The organism is Enterococcus sp. DIV2467a, from assembly GCF_050532945.1.
GTDB classification, from domain to species: Bacteria; Bacillota; Bacilli; order Lactobacillales; family Enterococcaceae; genus Enterococcus; species Enterococcus faecalis.
Window position 1 is genome coordinate 802,194 of sequence record NZ_CP172896.1, and the last position, 13,840, is coordinate 816,033.

Genomic DNA, 13,840 nt, shown 5'->3' on the forward strand with positions numbered 1-13,840 from the left:
TATTGTGAAAAACTGCTATTATGTTAATGGATAAGATTTAAGTGAAAGTATTGGAGGTCCAATTGTGAAAGATCAAGTTATTCCAAAAGCAACGGCGCGACGCCTTCCTTTATATTATCGCTACTTAAGAATGTTACATGATACAGGAAAAAATAAAGTCTCATCAACTGAATTAAGTGAAGCGGTACAAGTAGACAGTGCGACTATTCGTCGTGACTTTTCATATTTTGGTGAATTAGGTAAACGTGGGTACGGCTATGATGTTGAAAACTTAATGAACTTTTTTGCAAAAACATTGAATGAAGATGAGTTAACCAATGTCGCATTAATCGGGGTTGGTAATTTAGGAAGTGCTTTATTAAAGTACAAATTCCATCAAAGCAACAGTATTCGTGTAAGTTGCGCATTTGATGTGAATGAAGATATTGTGGGACGCATTGTTGACGGTATTCCGGTTTATCCAATGGAAGATATGATGGAACAAATCCGTGTTCAACAAATCGAAGTAGCTATTTTAACTATTCCAGCTCGCAAAGCGCAAGAAGTTGTGAACAAACTTGCCGAAGCAGGGGTTAAAGGAATTCTAAACTTTACGGCTGCGCGTTTAGTAGCGCCACCTGAAGTATTAATTCAAAATGTTGACTTAACCAACGAATTACAAACATTAATTTATTTCTTACATCATGACAATGAATTATTGGAAGAAGAAGACTAAAAAAGAGATTTAAGGTCGTATTTGAATGAGTGAAATAATATTATTGTTTTTACAAAAAAGGAATAAAATAATAAAGCTAATCTTATTTATGAATAAGATTGGCTTTTTCTGTTATTTACGTAAAATTCATCTTTCTTTTCGTTTTTACTATGATAAAAGGTTGATTAACTTGTGTTAATGAATAAAAAAGTTATTTTTAATTTTTTAAATTATTAAAAAAAAATAACGAAAGTAGTTCTTGTTTTTTTTTTATAAATGATAAACTTAATATGTATTGTCTTTTTTTTATAAATATGTTACGTTAGATATATATAAGAATAAGGAGTGATTTTTTGAGGAAAATAATTGTAAGCGTTTTTTTTAGGGGTTGTTGTTTTAATGTGTGATGTTGTGCCAGTTTCTGCTGCTGAGAATAATTACGCCATATCAACAGAAAATCAAGATTTGATTAGTGCTGCTATCGCAAGAGAAGAATCGAATAAAGATTACTTAGATGGTGTTATTAGAATATTTAATGAGTTAGAATCAGAGGAAAGTTTTAATAAATCTTTAAATGAGTCTTTAACTGAACTTTCCAAGTATGATGAAGAGCAAAGTGCTCTTTTGGATAACTACATGAAAGAAGTATCTTCAGAAGTCCAAAACAATGAACTTCAGGTTTTGCCTGAAAATAGAATTACTACAAGAACAATAACACCTGCTAATCCCGCGTATGCTACGGCACTTAGTGCATACAAAGCTGGTATATTGTTAGTGCAACGTAGAGGACATTGGCAAACTGCAAATTACATGAATCACGCTATTGCTTCTTTGTATAATGTTACATGGAATCCTAGTTGGCGGCCTCCTACTTATTACAATAGAAATGATACGTGGGCAAATATAGTAGATGGTGAAGAATTAGTGACTGCTTATTATTCGCGATTGAAAGCCGAAGCTTTCAGAGGTGGAAGAACTTCAGGTTCGTTTACTGGAAGTTATACTTTTAATTCTGGTCATTTGCTTACAGCGTTAAGGGGCGTGAGCTATACAGTTTCTTATAGAAAACAAGCCAATGGAAATTATTGGACACAAACAAAGGTTACAGATATTTTTGATTTCAAGTGGGAACAAAACGGTTATGATGGCAATTTTGGAGTAGGTTTTGGAAATAATTATGCGTATGCAATGCAGCGGGCTGGATATATAAGACCTTTCAAAATAGAGATTGTGAAAGAAATCTCGAGATAATGAATGAGAGAAAAATAAAAGATTCAAAGGATTTTTTCCTCTGAATCTTTTATTTTTTGCTTTCAATTACTTTCTTTTTATTTTTAAATAAATTCCAACTATGAAAAAAAGAAGAGAAATAAATTGTAACTGTCTTCCTAATTTTAGATTAATCGCAAACTCATTCAATAGAATCTTCTTTTCTTCATACGTCATATTACTAGTGCTAACTGGTATAAAATTTACTGATAAAATCGTTCCAATTAAAAGTATTATAAAGCCTAATAGGAGTATTATTTTAAAATTTATTTTACTAAAAAATTTCATTGTTAAGTTCTCCTTTTTGATTATACAACATTATTTGTTGAATGAGAGTTATTAATTTGGAACATTATCTAAAGTTAGTCCCAAAAAATCTAACTTTAAATAATGCTCTTTTTTAGTTGATCGTTGTCTGTGCTAAGGTTAATTGAATCAGTATTACCAAGGAATTCATGCCGCAATGGGCAATAATTGAGGTCCAAATTTTTCCAGTTTGCTTGTACAAAAGAGCAAAGAAAAATCCCATAAAGAAATAAACAAAAAAGTGACCATCGGCATGTGCGAGTGAAAAAATCGCCGAACTAACAGTAGCCGCAATCCAGAAATTTGTAAAAGGCTGGATTAAATGGATAAATGCATAACGAAAGACGAATTCTTCCATAATCGGACCACCGATAGTAGTTGCCAAAATAAATAAAGGATTTGCCAAAATCACCGCTACAATAGCTTGTGTATTTTGAGAAGTAGCTTGTTCTCCTGTGATGGCTACTTCAATGGCAAAAGTAACCCCTTGAATCAGCATGGCAATGAAAATCCCACTAACACCTAGTAAAAAAATAAAAATAGGTGATTTCAAGGTTGCTGTTTCCTCTAAAGGAGAAGGTTCTGTTGTTTTTAAAAAGATGCCAATCATTACAAGGGCACCAATAATGTAGAGAGCAGTTGTCACATTAATCGCTGCATTGGGAGAAATACCCGAAAAAAGTAACGGCCCGAAAAAAGCGATAATGTATGTGACTAAAATAAATAAACTTGATTTTCTTAAGGTCATGGTTAATCCTTTCTATAATTATTTTTTACGATTATTGCGATATCCTAATAAAAGAAAAACGAATAAGAAAAAGAAAAGAGATTCCCAAAGTGTCGAAACAATTCCTTCTGTGACACTGAAAACAAGATTTCCTAAATTCGCTATCACAAAATAAACGAAGGTTGCTATTAGTGCTGTAAGTAAACGTTGTTTCATTTTATTCGCCTCCAATCGTAGTCAATTTATTTTACCATGAATTAAAGGATTGGAAAAACATTCCATGAAAAAAGAATACTCAATAAAAAATGCGTATCTTATAATTGACAAGAAAAAGAGAGAAAAGACTTGCATTTTTAGAGTGAAATGAGTATTATAAATAGTGTGAGTTAGCACTCTTATGTATCGAGTGCTAAAATAAGCGAAAACTTTTTATTTGGAGGGATTTATTGTGTTAAAACCATTAGGCGATCGCGTCGTAATTAGAGTCGCGAAAGAAGAAGAAAAAACTGTTGGAGGAATTGTTCTTGCATCCGTTGCAAAAGAAAAACCACAAACAGGTGAAGTTATCGCAGTAGGTGAAGGTCGTGTGCTTGAAAATGGCACAAAAGTTCCGATGGAAGTAAAAATTGGTGACACAGTAATGTTTGAAAAATATTCAGGAACAGAAGTGAAATACGAAGGCGTAGAATACTTAATTGTATCAGCCAAAGACATTATTGCCACTGTTGAATAATAAACAACTTTTACAGAATAATATAATAGAAGAAAAAAATTATGAGGTGAAGAAATCATGGCAAAAGAGATTAAATTTGCAGAAGATGCACGTGCAGCAATGCTACGCGGAGTAGATGTATTAGCAGATACAGTGAAAGTGACATTAGGCCCTAAAGGTCGTAACGTTGTTTTAGAAAAATCATTTGGTTCACCATTGATTACTAACGATGGAGTAACAATTGCTAAGGAAATTGAATTGGAAGATCATTTTGAAAACATGGGCGCAAAATTAGTTTCAGAAGTTGCTTCTAAAACGAATGATATTGCTGGTGACGGAACAACAACAGCGACTGTTTTGACACAAGCCATTGTTCGTGAAGGCTTAAAAAACGTAACTGCTGGAGCTAACCCATTAGGTATTCGCCGTGGGATTGAATTAGCAACAAAAACAGCAGTAGAAGAATTACACAATATTTCATCTGTAGTTGATTCAAAAGAAGCGATTGCACAAGTCGCTGCTGTTTCATCAGGTTCTGAAAAAGTCGGCCAATTAATTGCTGATGCAATGGAAAAAGTTGGTAACGACGGCGTAATTACCATTGAAGAATCAAAAGGGATTGAAACAGAATTAGATGTGGTTGAAGGAATGCAATTCGACCGCGGTTATTTATCTCAATACATGGTTACTGACAACGATAAAATGGAAGCTGTTTTAGAAAATCCATATATCTTAATTACCGACAAAAAAATCTCAAATATTCAAGATATCTTGCCTTTATTAGAACAAATTCTACAACAAAGCCGTCCACTATTGATCATTGCGGATGATGTTGATGGGGAAGCTCTACCAACATTAGTATTGAACAAAATCCGTGGTACATTTAATGTTGTCGCAGTAAAAGCGCCAGGATTTGGTGACCGCCGCAAAGCGATGCTTGAAGATATTGCTATTTTAACAGGTGGTACAGTAATCACTGACGACTTAGGGTTAGAGTTAAAAGACACAACTATTGAAAACTTAGGAAATGCTAGCAAAGTAGTTGTCGACAAAGATAACACAACAATTGTCGAAGGTGCTGGTTCAAAAGAAGCCATTGATGCCCGCGTTCATTTAATTAAAAACCAAATCGGCGAAACAACGTCTGATTTTGATCGTGAAAAATTACAAGAACGTTTAGCTAAATTAGCTGGCGGGGTTGCTGTCGTTAAAGTCGGTGCTGCAACTGAAACAGAATTAAAAGAATTAAAATTACGAATTGAAGATGCGTTAAACGCAACACGTGCCGCTGTAGAAGAAGGCATGGTTTCTGGTGGTGGTACTGCACTTGTCAATGTAATTGGTAAAGTCGCTGCGCTAGAAGCTGAAGGCGATGTGGCAACAGGGATCAAGATTGTCGTTCGTGCATTAGAAGAACCAATCCGTCAAATCGCTGAAAATGCTGGTTATGAAGGATCAGTGATTGTTGACAAACTAAAAAATGTTGACTTAGGTATCGGATTCAATGCAGCTAACGGTGAATGGGTAAACATGGTTGAAGCCGGTATTGTTGACCCAACAAAAGTAACTCGTTCTGCATTACAAAATGCAGCTTCTGTGTCAGCTTTATTATTAACAACTGAAGCAGTTGTTGCAGACAAACCAGAACCAGCTGCACCAGCTCCTATGATGGATCCATCAATGGGCATGGGCGGTATGATGTAAAAATAAAAAAAGTATTCTAAAAGCTTACGATTGAAAAATCGTAAGCTTTTTTTTACATAAAGAATAAATAATCTAAATAATATCTTTGCTTATAGTATTTTCTCAAATATTTACTCATTTAACAAAAAAGATGATAATTTAAAGGCTTCGTTTTAGCTAGACAGCCTTGTTTTTATTCGATAAAATTTAGTAATAACAATCATTTTTTGAAAACTAGTAGTTGGTAATTTTTATTTATTAATAGAATATAAATAAAAATTATTATATTTTGAAGGGGAATATTAGGAAGATTGAGGTGGAAAAATGGAAAAATATACAATTGGTGTCGTTCCTTTGACAATTGAAACAAAAGAATACTGCCAAAATTGGTTTGTTAGTAATCAAGTAGAATGTCAGATCATCCAAGGAACAAAGATACTTCTTCATTTGCACCATATTGATGGATTAGTGATTGAAGTTACTGACCACCAGCAAGTAAATACTTGTTGTGAGTTATTAATGACGATTCGCAAGCAGTCAGATTTACCGATTTGGTTATTTTCTCGGACAGAAGTAATTAGTAAAGTCAATCGAATTATTTATTTACAATTAGGTGCAGATGGCGTTTTTGATCATTCTTATGATCGTCAAGAATGCATGTTAAGCATGAGTAACTTATTGCAACGTGTAAAAAGACGTTTTTATCCTAAATTAGCTATTGCAAACGAGGAACAAACAGTTACTAAGAATCTTTCTGAGAGATTGTATTTAATTGCGCCAAATTTGAGTGTTTGCTTGGGAAGTGGAGAAGAAATTCTTTTAACAAAATTGGAATTTTTCACAATAGAGTATTTATACAAACACGCAGGACAAACAATTACATATGAAGAACTCTACAAAAATGTCTGGAAAGATACTGCGAATGAACGAAAATATCGTGTCGCTAATGTGATTTTCCATTTGCGCAAAAAAATTGAACAAGATGTGAACAAACCACAATATATCAAAACAATTCGTTCAAAAGGCTATATGTTAACGGTGTAAAAGGTACGAAGGGGGAGAAAAAGATGTGGCAATTTTTGACTAAAAACAATGAAGATGAGGAGTATGAGAAGATGCCGGATTTTGAAAATGAACAATCGATGAAAGCACAACCAAAGGTAACAGAGGAAGCAAGCTTTGATGACGAGGTTGTTTATGCAAAAGAGCAAGCTGCAAAAGTTAAGCAGGTCCAGCAACAAGTGCCGACTGAACTGTCAGAAGAATCATTTTCTTTTGTTGAAAAACTAGAAGAAGAAAATCAACTATATCAGCAATCCATTAAAAAGCTAACGGAGCAATTATTAATGCAAACCAATGAAGTGGAAGCATTACAAAAACAAGTAGTCGAAAAAGATGTTCAACTTAAACATGTTAAAGAAACATTAAGTGATAAAGAAACAACTATCACTTCTTTACAGAAACAATTGTCTGAAGAAAAGATGCAACAGAGACAGACCAGTGAAGAGAATTTAGACACAGCCGTTACGCTTTCTCAAAAAGAAATTGGCGAAGTGTTATTAGAAGCCAAACGTCAAGCAAAAGAAACAATTAGTCAAGCCAAACAACAAGTTGCAACAGTTCATGAAGAAATGGAACAACGTTTAGCAACTTTAACACGCATGAAGCAAGTGGCAAGAGAGTACCAAGCTTATTGTGAACAAATGCTGACAATCAAGAATGAATCAACAGGAACGTACCAACAGATAGAGCAATTATTAGCAGAAATAAAGAGGTAAATGAAGGAGAAATGCGATGAAAAAAAGAAAGGCAAGATATTTGAAGTTGGTATGTATTGGAATTTTAGGGATTTATGCGGGAGCCAGTTACTACAATTCGGAACCATTAATCGCTCAAGAAGAGACCGAAACGAGGGACGAAAGTCGACAGCTATCGCTGGAAGAAAAAAGAGCGGACCAAGCCAATCAAGATCAAGGAACCCTTACTTCTTCAACGCTGAACGAAACAATAATAAGTTCGTCTGAACAACAAGAAAGTTCAACACAAAATGACACCAGTGACCATCAGAAAAATAATGTGGAACCTTCAGAATCTGAAAATAGTTTACCGCCACAAGAAAAGACAATTGCTAGTACTAAACCAACCGAATCGTTACAAAATGAGCAACCAGTATCTGAAGAGCGTAAAGCGCTCACTGAGAAGTTACCTCATAATCAGGAACCACAAAATTCTACATTAACTGAAAAGACCAAAGAGCCGTTGGTACATTCAGAGGTAGACAATAGTCAAGAAAAGGAAAAGCAAGCAGGAATTCAACAACAAGCCGAGGCAAATTTTGTTGTCCAAGAGAATGCTTCTACTTCTGAGTTTATTAGAAAAATCGGTGAAGAAGCACGAGTTATTGGTCAGCAACATGATCTATACGCTTCTGTCATGATAGCTCAAGCTATTTTAGAAAGTGGCTCGGGCAATAGTGCGTTAGCAGCGCCGCCTAATTATAATTTGTTTGGCATTAAAGGCGCTTATCAAGGTCAAAGTGTCAGCTTTCCCACACAAGAAGATGATGGTAAAGGGAAGATGACCACCATTCATGCCGATTTTCGTCAGTATCCTTCCTATAAAGAGTCATTAACAGACTATAGTAAATTAATCATCAATGGGCTGGCTGGTAATCCAACGTTTTATCACGGCGTTTTGAAAGCAAACACGACGGATTATCAGCAGGCAACAAAATTTTTAACAGGTCGTTATGCAACGGATACATATTACGATAAAAAATTAAACGCGTTGATTGAAACCTATCAATTAACTGAATACGATCAAGAAAAGAAGAAACCAGTAGTGACTAATTTGGCAGAAGAAAAGAAACCTTCGTTTGATAAGGAAGCAGTCAAAGAACAGCTAAAAAAAGAAGCAGTCATCTATGAAGTAAGCAAAGGAGATTCTCTCGCCACCATTAGCCAGACGTTTGGTGTGTCAGCAACAGCCATTTTAAAGCAAAATTCAAAGACTCAAGAAATGTTTTATATTGGCCAAAAGATCACGATTCCTCAGCATACAGCGGCGACTTCTCTAGAACCGAAAGAACAAGCGTTACTTCAATCACTAATAATCAGTAAATCGGTGACTAATGCTTTGAAAACAGCAGAGCAATCAAATGGTAAAGCGAATGACTCAAAAACAGAGTCTACTGAGTATTATGAAGTAAAAAGAGGAGAGACACTCGCAAAAATTGCAAAAAAAACGGGCTATTCCTTAACCGCCCTCAAGCAGACAAATGACTTAATGTATTCTGTATTAACCGAAGGACAAACGATAGCACTTCCTAAGCTAAAGGACTAATGCTGATTTAACTTATTGGTTGATGGAGTCATATATTATTAGACGAAGAGAAGAGGAGAAGTTCATCCATGGATGAACTTCTCCTCTTCTCTTACTATGTTTTTCATAAATACTTAATAAATAGTAAAATTAGCAAGAGAATTGTGTCTTTACACAAAATAGATAGGTTTTCTTGCCGAAGTTTGATAAAATGATTAGTTGAAAGGATGCGTGAAAATTGAAAGAATTATTTCGTAAATACCGAGAAGTACTGGCTTATTTATTTTTTGGTGGTGCAACGACTGTCGTCAACTTAGTTGTGTTTTTTGTTTGTCAAAATGTGTTAGGGCTGGATTACAAGATAAGTAACACAATTAGTTGGTTTTTATCTGTTCTATTTGCCTTTTTCACGAATAAATATTGGGTATTCGCAAGTAAGCATGAAAGCATAGCTGGTTTTTTTAAAGAAATGGGCTTATTTTATTGGTACCGAATTTTATCTTTTGTGGCTGATATGGGTTTAATGATTCTCCTAATTGATGGCATTCATTTTTCATCGTTTTGGGCGAAAATGATTACACAAGTTGTAGTAGTAATTTTAAATTATTTCTTCAGTAAATTTTTCATTTTTAAAGAAAAAGAGGTCTAAGCAGATTTTAGGCTAAAAAAAATTTTTTTGTTATAATATAAACAAGTTTTTAATACAAAGAATAGAGGTAGAAAACGATGGACTATACATATGCAGATGATAGTTTGACATTGCATACAGATATGTATCAAATCAATATGATGCAAACATACTGGGAATTAGGGAGAGCAGATTTACATGCTGTTTTTGAATGTTACTTTAGAGAGATGCCCTTTAATCATGGCTACGCAATTTTTGCAGGTTTAGAACGTTTAGTCAATTATCTCGAAAATTTAACGTTCACAGAATCTGATATTGCATATCTCCGAGAAGTTGAAGAATATCCAGAAGATTTCTTGACGTATTTAGCAAATTTTGAATTTAAATGTACTGTACGCTCTGCTTTAGAAGGGGATTTGGTTTTTAATAACGAACCGTTAATTCAAATTGAAGGTCCTTTGGCACAATGTCAATTGGTAGAAACTGCCTTGCTAAATATGGTGAATTTCCAAACATTAATTGCGACAAAAGCGGCTCGAATTAAATCCGTGATAGGCGATGATCCTTTATTGGAATTTGGAACACGCCGGGCACAAGAATTAGATGCTGCCATTTGGGGCACAAGAGCCGCCTATATTGGTGGGGCGGACGCGACAAGTAATGTTCGTGCTGGTAAAATTTTTGGTATTCCGGTTAGTGGGACTCATGCCCATTCATTGGTTCAGTCGTATGGAAATGATTATGAGGCATTCATGGCGTATGCCAAAACACATCGGGATTGCGTTTTCCTTGTTGATACGTATGATACTTTGAAAGCGGGAGTGCCAAGCGCAATTCGAGTAGCTCGAGAAATGGGTGATAAAATTAATTTCCTAGGCGTGCGGATTGATAGTGGCGATATGGCTTATATTTCTAAACGAGTTCGTGAACAACTGGACGAAGCAGGCTTTACTGAAGCAAAAATTTATGCATCGAACGATTTAGATGAAAATACGATTTTGAATCTAAAAATGCAAAAATCAAAAATTGATGTATGGGGCGTGGGTACCAAGCTGATTACCGCCTATGATCAACCGGCTTTAGGAGCGGTGTTTAAATTAGTTTCAATTGAAGGTGAAGATGGTCAAATGAAAGATACCATTAAACTATCTAGCAATGCTGAAAAAGTGACAACACCAGGAAAAAAACAAGTCTGGCGCATTACACGTAAATCTGATAAAAAGTCAGAAGGGGACTATGTGACACTTTGGAACGAAGATCCTCGCCAAGAAGAAGAAATTTATATGTTCCATCCCGTTCATACCTTTATTAATAAGTATGTCCGTGATTTTGAAGCACGGCCAGTACTCCAAGATATTTTCGTTGAAGGAAAACGTGTGTATGAATTACCAACTTTAGATGAAATTAAACAATATGCAAAAGAAAATTTAGATTCACTTTGGGAAGAATACAAGCGGGACTTGAATCCGCAGAAATATCCAGTGGACCTTTCAACAGATTGTTGGAACCACAAAATGAATTTATTGGAAAAAGTGCGTAAAGACGTTAAACATTTAACGGAAACGGTGAATAAGGAGGCCTAGAAATGACAACACTTCAAGAAAAAATCATTCAAGAGTTAGGTGTTTTACCGACAATTGATTCAAAAGAAGAAGTTCGTAAAAGTATTGATTTTCTGAAAGCTTATTTAACTAAACATCCTTTTTTAAAAACCTTTGTCTTGGGAATTAGTGGCGGACAAGATTCAACATTAGCTGGGCGCTTAGCACAATTAGCGATGACTGAAATGCGCGAAGAAACAGGAGATATGTCGTATCAATTTATTGCGATTCGCCTTCCCTATGGTGAGCAAGCAGATGAAGCTGATGCACAAGCCGCGCTAGCCTTTATCCAGCCAGATGTTTCTTTACGAGTGGATATTAAACCAGCAGTGGATGCAATGGTTGGTTCGCTAGAAAACGCTGGCGTTCAAATTAGCGATTTTAATAAAGGGAACATGAAAGCACGTCAACGTATGATTACACAATATGCAGTAGCTGGCGAAAATGCTGGCGCAGTAATTGGCACAGACCACGCAGCCGAAAATGTGACAGCTTTCTTCACCAAATATGGCGATGGCGGAGCGGATATTTTACCGTTATTTCGTTTAAATAAGCGCCAAGGAAAAGCTTTGCTGAAAGAACTTGGGGCACCAGAAGCCTTGTATCTAAAAATACCAACAGCTGATCTAGAAGATGACAAACCGTTAGTTGCAGATGAAGTTGCCTTAGGTGTCACGTATGATGCCATTGATGACTATTTGGAAGGCAAAAAAGTCTCGGAAACAGATCAACAAACAATTGAAAACTGGTATAAAAAAGGACAACACAAACGGCATTTACCCATTACAATTTTTGATGATTTTTGGAAATAAAAATACAGACCATCGGCGAATGAACGATGGTCTGTGTTTTTTTACATAACTACTTTTCAGAAAGTAAACGTTGCTACAGCAACTATCCTATGATAATGAAAGTCGTTTTCATTTAGGCGTTTTCACTTTCTTTTTCAAAACAGAAAAGGTACGCTCAATAATGTAAAGTGAATGATGGGAGAGAAAAAGAGATGAAGCATGTAACAAAATTGGGGATTACAATTATAACAGGAGTTTTGGCATTATTATTTGAATTTATTTTACATCAGCCGAATTGGGCGTATGGCATTATTTTAATAACAGGTTCTGTAATGGCGTTAATGATGTTCTGGGAAATGATTCAAACCTTACGTGAAGGAAAATATGGTGTCGATATTTTAGCGATTACCGCTATCGTTGCAACCTTAGGTGTGGGAGAATACTGGGCCAGTTTGATGATTTTAATTATGTTGACTGGTGGTGATTCATTAGAAGACTATGCCGCTGGAAAAGCTAACCAAGAGCTGAAGTCATTATTGGATAACTCGCCACAAAAAGCTCATCGCTTGAATGGCGAAAATTTAGAAGATGTTTCTGTTGAGGAAATCAATGTTGGCGATGAATTAGTAGTAAAACCAGGGGAACTAGTTCCAGTTGATGGCTTGGTAAAAACCGGGACATCAACAGTCGATGAATCTTCATTAACAGGAGAATCAAAACCAATTGAAAAAAATCCTGGGGATGAATTAATGTCGGGTTCCGTGAATGGTGATGGCTCTTTGAAAATGGTTGCTGAAAAAACTGTAGCCGACAGTCAATATCAAACAATTGTGAACTTAGTGAAAGAATCTGCGGCACGACCAGCTCATTTTGTACGTTTAGCAGACCGCTATGCGGTACCTTTTACACTAGTTGCCTACCTAATTGCAGGTGTTGCTTGGTTTGTTTCGAAAAGTCCGACACGCTTTGCGGAAGTCTTAGTGGTTGCTTCGCCGTGTCCTTTAATTCTATCTGCCCCAATTGCTTTAGTGGCAGGGATGGGTCGTTCAAGTCGTCATGGGGTCGTTATTAAATCGGGAACGATGGTCGAAAAATTAGCTTCTGCAAAAACGATTGCGTTTGATAAAACAGGCACGATTACGCAAGGACAACTTTCTGTTGATCAAGTCCAACCAATCAATGCTGAAATAACTGCTGCTGAATTAGTGGGATTGGCAGCAAGCGTGGAACAAGAATCAAGTCATATTTTAGCTAGATCAATTGTTGCTTATGCCAGAAAGCAAGATGTCCCATTAAAAAATATTACAGATCTAGCGGAAGTTTCTGGTGCTGGCGTGAAGGCATTTGTGGATGGTGCTGAGATACGGGTAGGAAAAAAGAATTTTGTGACACAAGAGTCTCAAGCAACTGAAAAAATTGATAAAACGACTATTCATATTTCACGTAATGGCACATATTTAGGCCGAATTACTTTTACAGACACAGTACGACCAGAAGCAAAAGAGACTATGGAAAAATTACACCAATTACATCTTCAACGAATTTTAATGCTGACGGGGGATCAAGAATCCGTCGCAGAAACGATTGCTGCAGAAGTAGGAATTACCGAAGTACATGGGGAATGTTTACCACAAGATAAATTAACTATTCTAAAAGAATTGCCTAAAGAAAATCATCCAGTCATCATGGTAGGAGATGGTGTAAATGATGCACCTTCGCTTGCTGCTGCAGACGTAGGTATTGCTATGGGCGCTCATGGAGCTACTGCGGCTAGTGAAACTGCTGATGTTGTTATTTTAAAAGATGACTTAAGTAAAGTCAGCCAAGCGGTCGAAATTGCCCAAGATACCATGAAAATTGCCAAACAATCTGTATTAATCGGAATTTTTATCTGCGTTTTACTAATGCTAATTGCTAGTACCGGGATCATTCCGGCGCTAATCGGGGCTATGCTACAAGAAGTCGTGGACACTGTGTCAATCTTATCTGCTTTGCGAGCTCGTCGAATTGGCCAGTAAGGTGGAACAATTAATTGCCTGAATGTCCAGCTTAGTGGTAAAATAAAGGTACGTTTTTAATATTAATAAGTTACAGGGGAGAGATTGTGC

14 protein-coding genes are annotated in these 13,840 nt (G+C 35.9%); 11 read left to right on the forward strand and 3 right to left on the reverse strand.

Features of this window, described 5'->3' with window-relative positions; all coding sequences use genetic code 11:
- Positions 1-64: 64 nt before the first annotated feature.
- Both IGL80_RS03815 and IGL80_RS03820 read left to right on the forward strand, forming a co-directional pair.
- Positions 65-715, forward strand: a complete 651-nt coding sequence (locus IGL80_RS03815) for a redox-sensing transcriptional repressor Rex (RefSeq protein WP_002359595.1) — start codon at positions 65-67, stop codon at positions 713-715.
- Between the two features lie 378 nt (positions 716-1,093).
- Entirely contained in the window at positions 1,094-1,945 is an 852-nt protein-coding gene (locus IGL80_RS03820) for a hypothetical protein (RefSeq protein WP_002404858.1), read from the forward strand.
- A gap of 66 nt (positions 1,946-2,011) precedes the next feature.
- Here IGL80_RS03820 and IGL80_RS03825 read toward each other — a convergent pair whose 3' ends face one another.
- From IGL80_RS03825 to IGL80_RS03835, 3 genes are all read right to left on the reverse strand, one after another.
- Positions 2,012-2,251, reverse strand: coding sequence for a hypothetical protein (locus IGL80_RS03825; RefSeq protein ID WP_002404859.1), 240 nt, complete (start codon positions 2,249-2,251; stop codon positions 2,012-2,014).
- Between the two features lie 112 nt (positions 2,252-2,363).
- Positions 2,364-3,017, reverse strand: coding sequence for a CPBP family intramembrane glutamic endopeptidase (locus IGL80_RS03830; protein ID WP_002359597.1), 654 nt, complete (start codon positions 3,015-3,017; stop codon positions 2,364-2,366).
- An 18-nt stretch (positions 3,018-3,035) separates the two neighbouring features.
- Positions 3,036-3,212: a hypothetical protein gene (locus IGL80_RS03835; RefSeq protein WP_002356530.1), complete on the reverse strand. Its 177-nt coding sequence runs from the start codon at positions 3,210-3,212 to the stop codon at positions 3,036-3,038.
- A 232-nt stretch (positions 3,213-3,444) separates the two neighbouring features.
- Here IGL80_RS03835 and groES point away from each other — a divergent pair, with 232 nt between their 5' ends.
- The 9 genes from groES to IGL80_RS03880 all read left to right on the forward strand — a co-directional run bounded on the left by groES (position 3,445) and on the right by IGL80_RS03880 (position 13,750).
- Entirely contained in the window at positions 3,445-3,729 is a 285-nt protein-coding gene (gene groES / locus IGL80_RS03840) for a co-chaperone GroES (RefSeq protein ID WP_002356531.1), read from the forward strand.
- 57 nt (positions 3,730-3,786) lie between these two features.
- Entirely contained in the window at positions 3,787-5,412 is a 1,626-nt protein-coding gene (groL, locus tag IGL80_RS03845; RefSeq protein ID WP_002362559.1) for a chaperonin GroEL, read from the forward strand.
- Between the two features lie 303 nt (positions 5,413-5,715).
- Entirely contained in the window at positions 5,716-6,435 is a 720-nt protein-coding gene (locus IGL80_RS03850; RefSeq protein WP_173965741.1) for a response regulator transcription factor, read from the forward strand.
- Between the two features lie 23 nt (positions 6,436-6,458).
- Entirely contained in the window at positions 6,459-7,169 is a 711-nt protein-coding gene (locus IGL80_RS03855) for a hypothetical protein (protein WP_002359600.1), read from the forward strand.
- Between the two features lie 16 nt (positions 7,170-7,185).
- Positions 7,186-8,733, forward strand: coding sequence for a glucosaminidase domain-containing protein (locus IGL80_RS03860; protein WP_002359601.1), 1,548 nt, complete (start codon positions 7,186-7,188; stop codon positions 8,731-8,733).
- A 217-nt stretch (positions 8,734-8,950) separates the two neighbouring features.
- Positions 8,951-9,361: a GtrA family protein gene (locus tag IGL80_RS03865; RefSeq protein WP_002356537.1), complete on the forward strand. Its 411-nt coding sequence runs from the start codon at positions 8,951-8,953 to the stop codon at positions 9,359-9,361.
- A gap of 77 nt (positions 9,362-9,438) precedes the next feature.
- Positions 9,439-10,923 carry a nicotinate phosphoribosyltransferase gene (locus IGL80_RS03870; RefSeq protein WP_002356538.1) on the forward strand — a complete coding sequence of 495 codons (1,485 nt, stop codon included), beginning with the start codon at positions 9,439-9,441 and terminating at the stop codon, positions 10,921-10,923.
- Between the two features lie 2 nt (positions 10,924-10,925).
- Positions 10,926-11,753: an ammonia-dependent NAD(+) synthetase gene (gene nadE / locus IGL80_RS03875; protein WP_002359602.1), complete on the forward strand. Its 828-nt coding sequence runs from the start codon at positions 10,926-10,928 to the stop codon at positions 11,751-11,753.
- Between the two features lie 167 nt (positions 11,754-11,920).
- Positions 11,921-13,750: a heavy metal translocating P-type ATPase gene (locus tag IGL80_RS03880; protein WP_002359603.1), complete on the forward strand. Its 1,830-nt coding sequence runs from the start codon at positions 11,921-11,923 to the stop codon at positions 13,748-13,750.
- Positions 13,751-13,840: the final 90 nt, after the last annotated feature.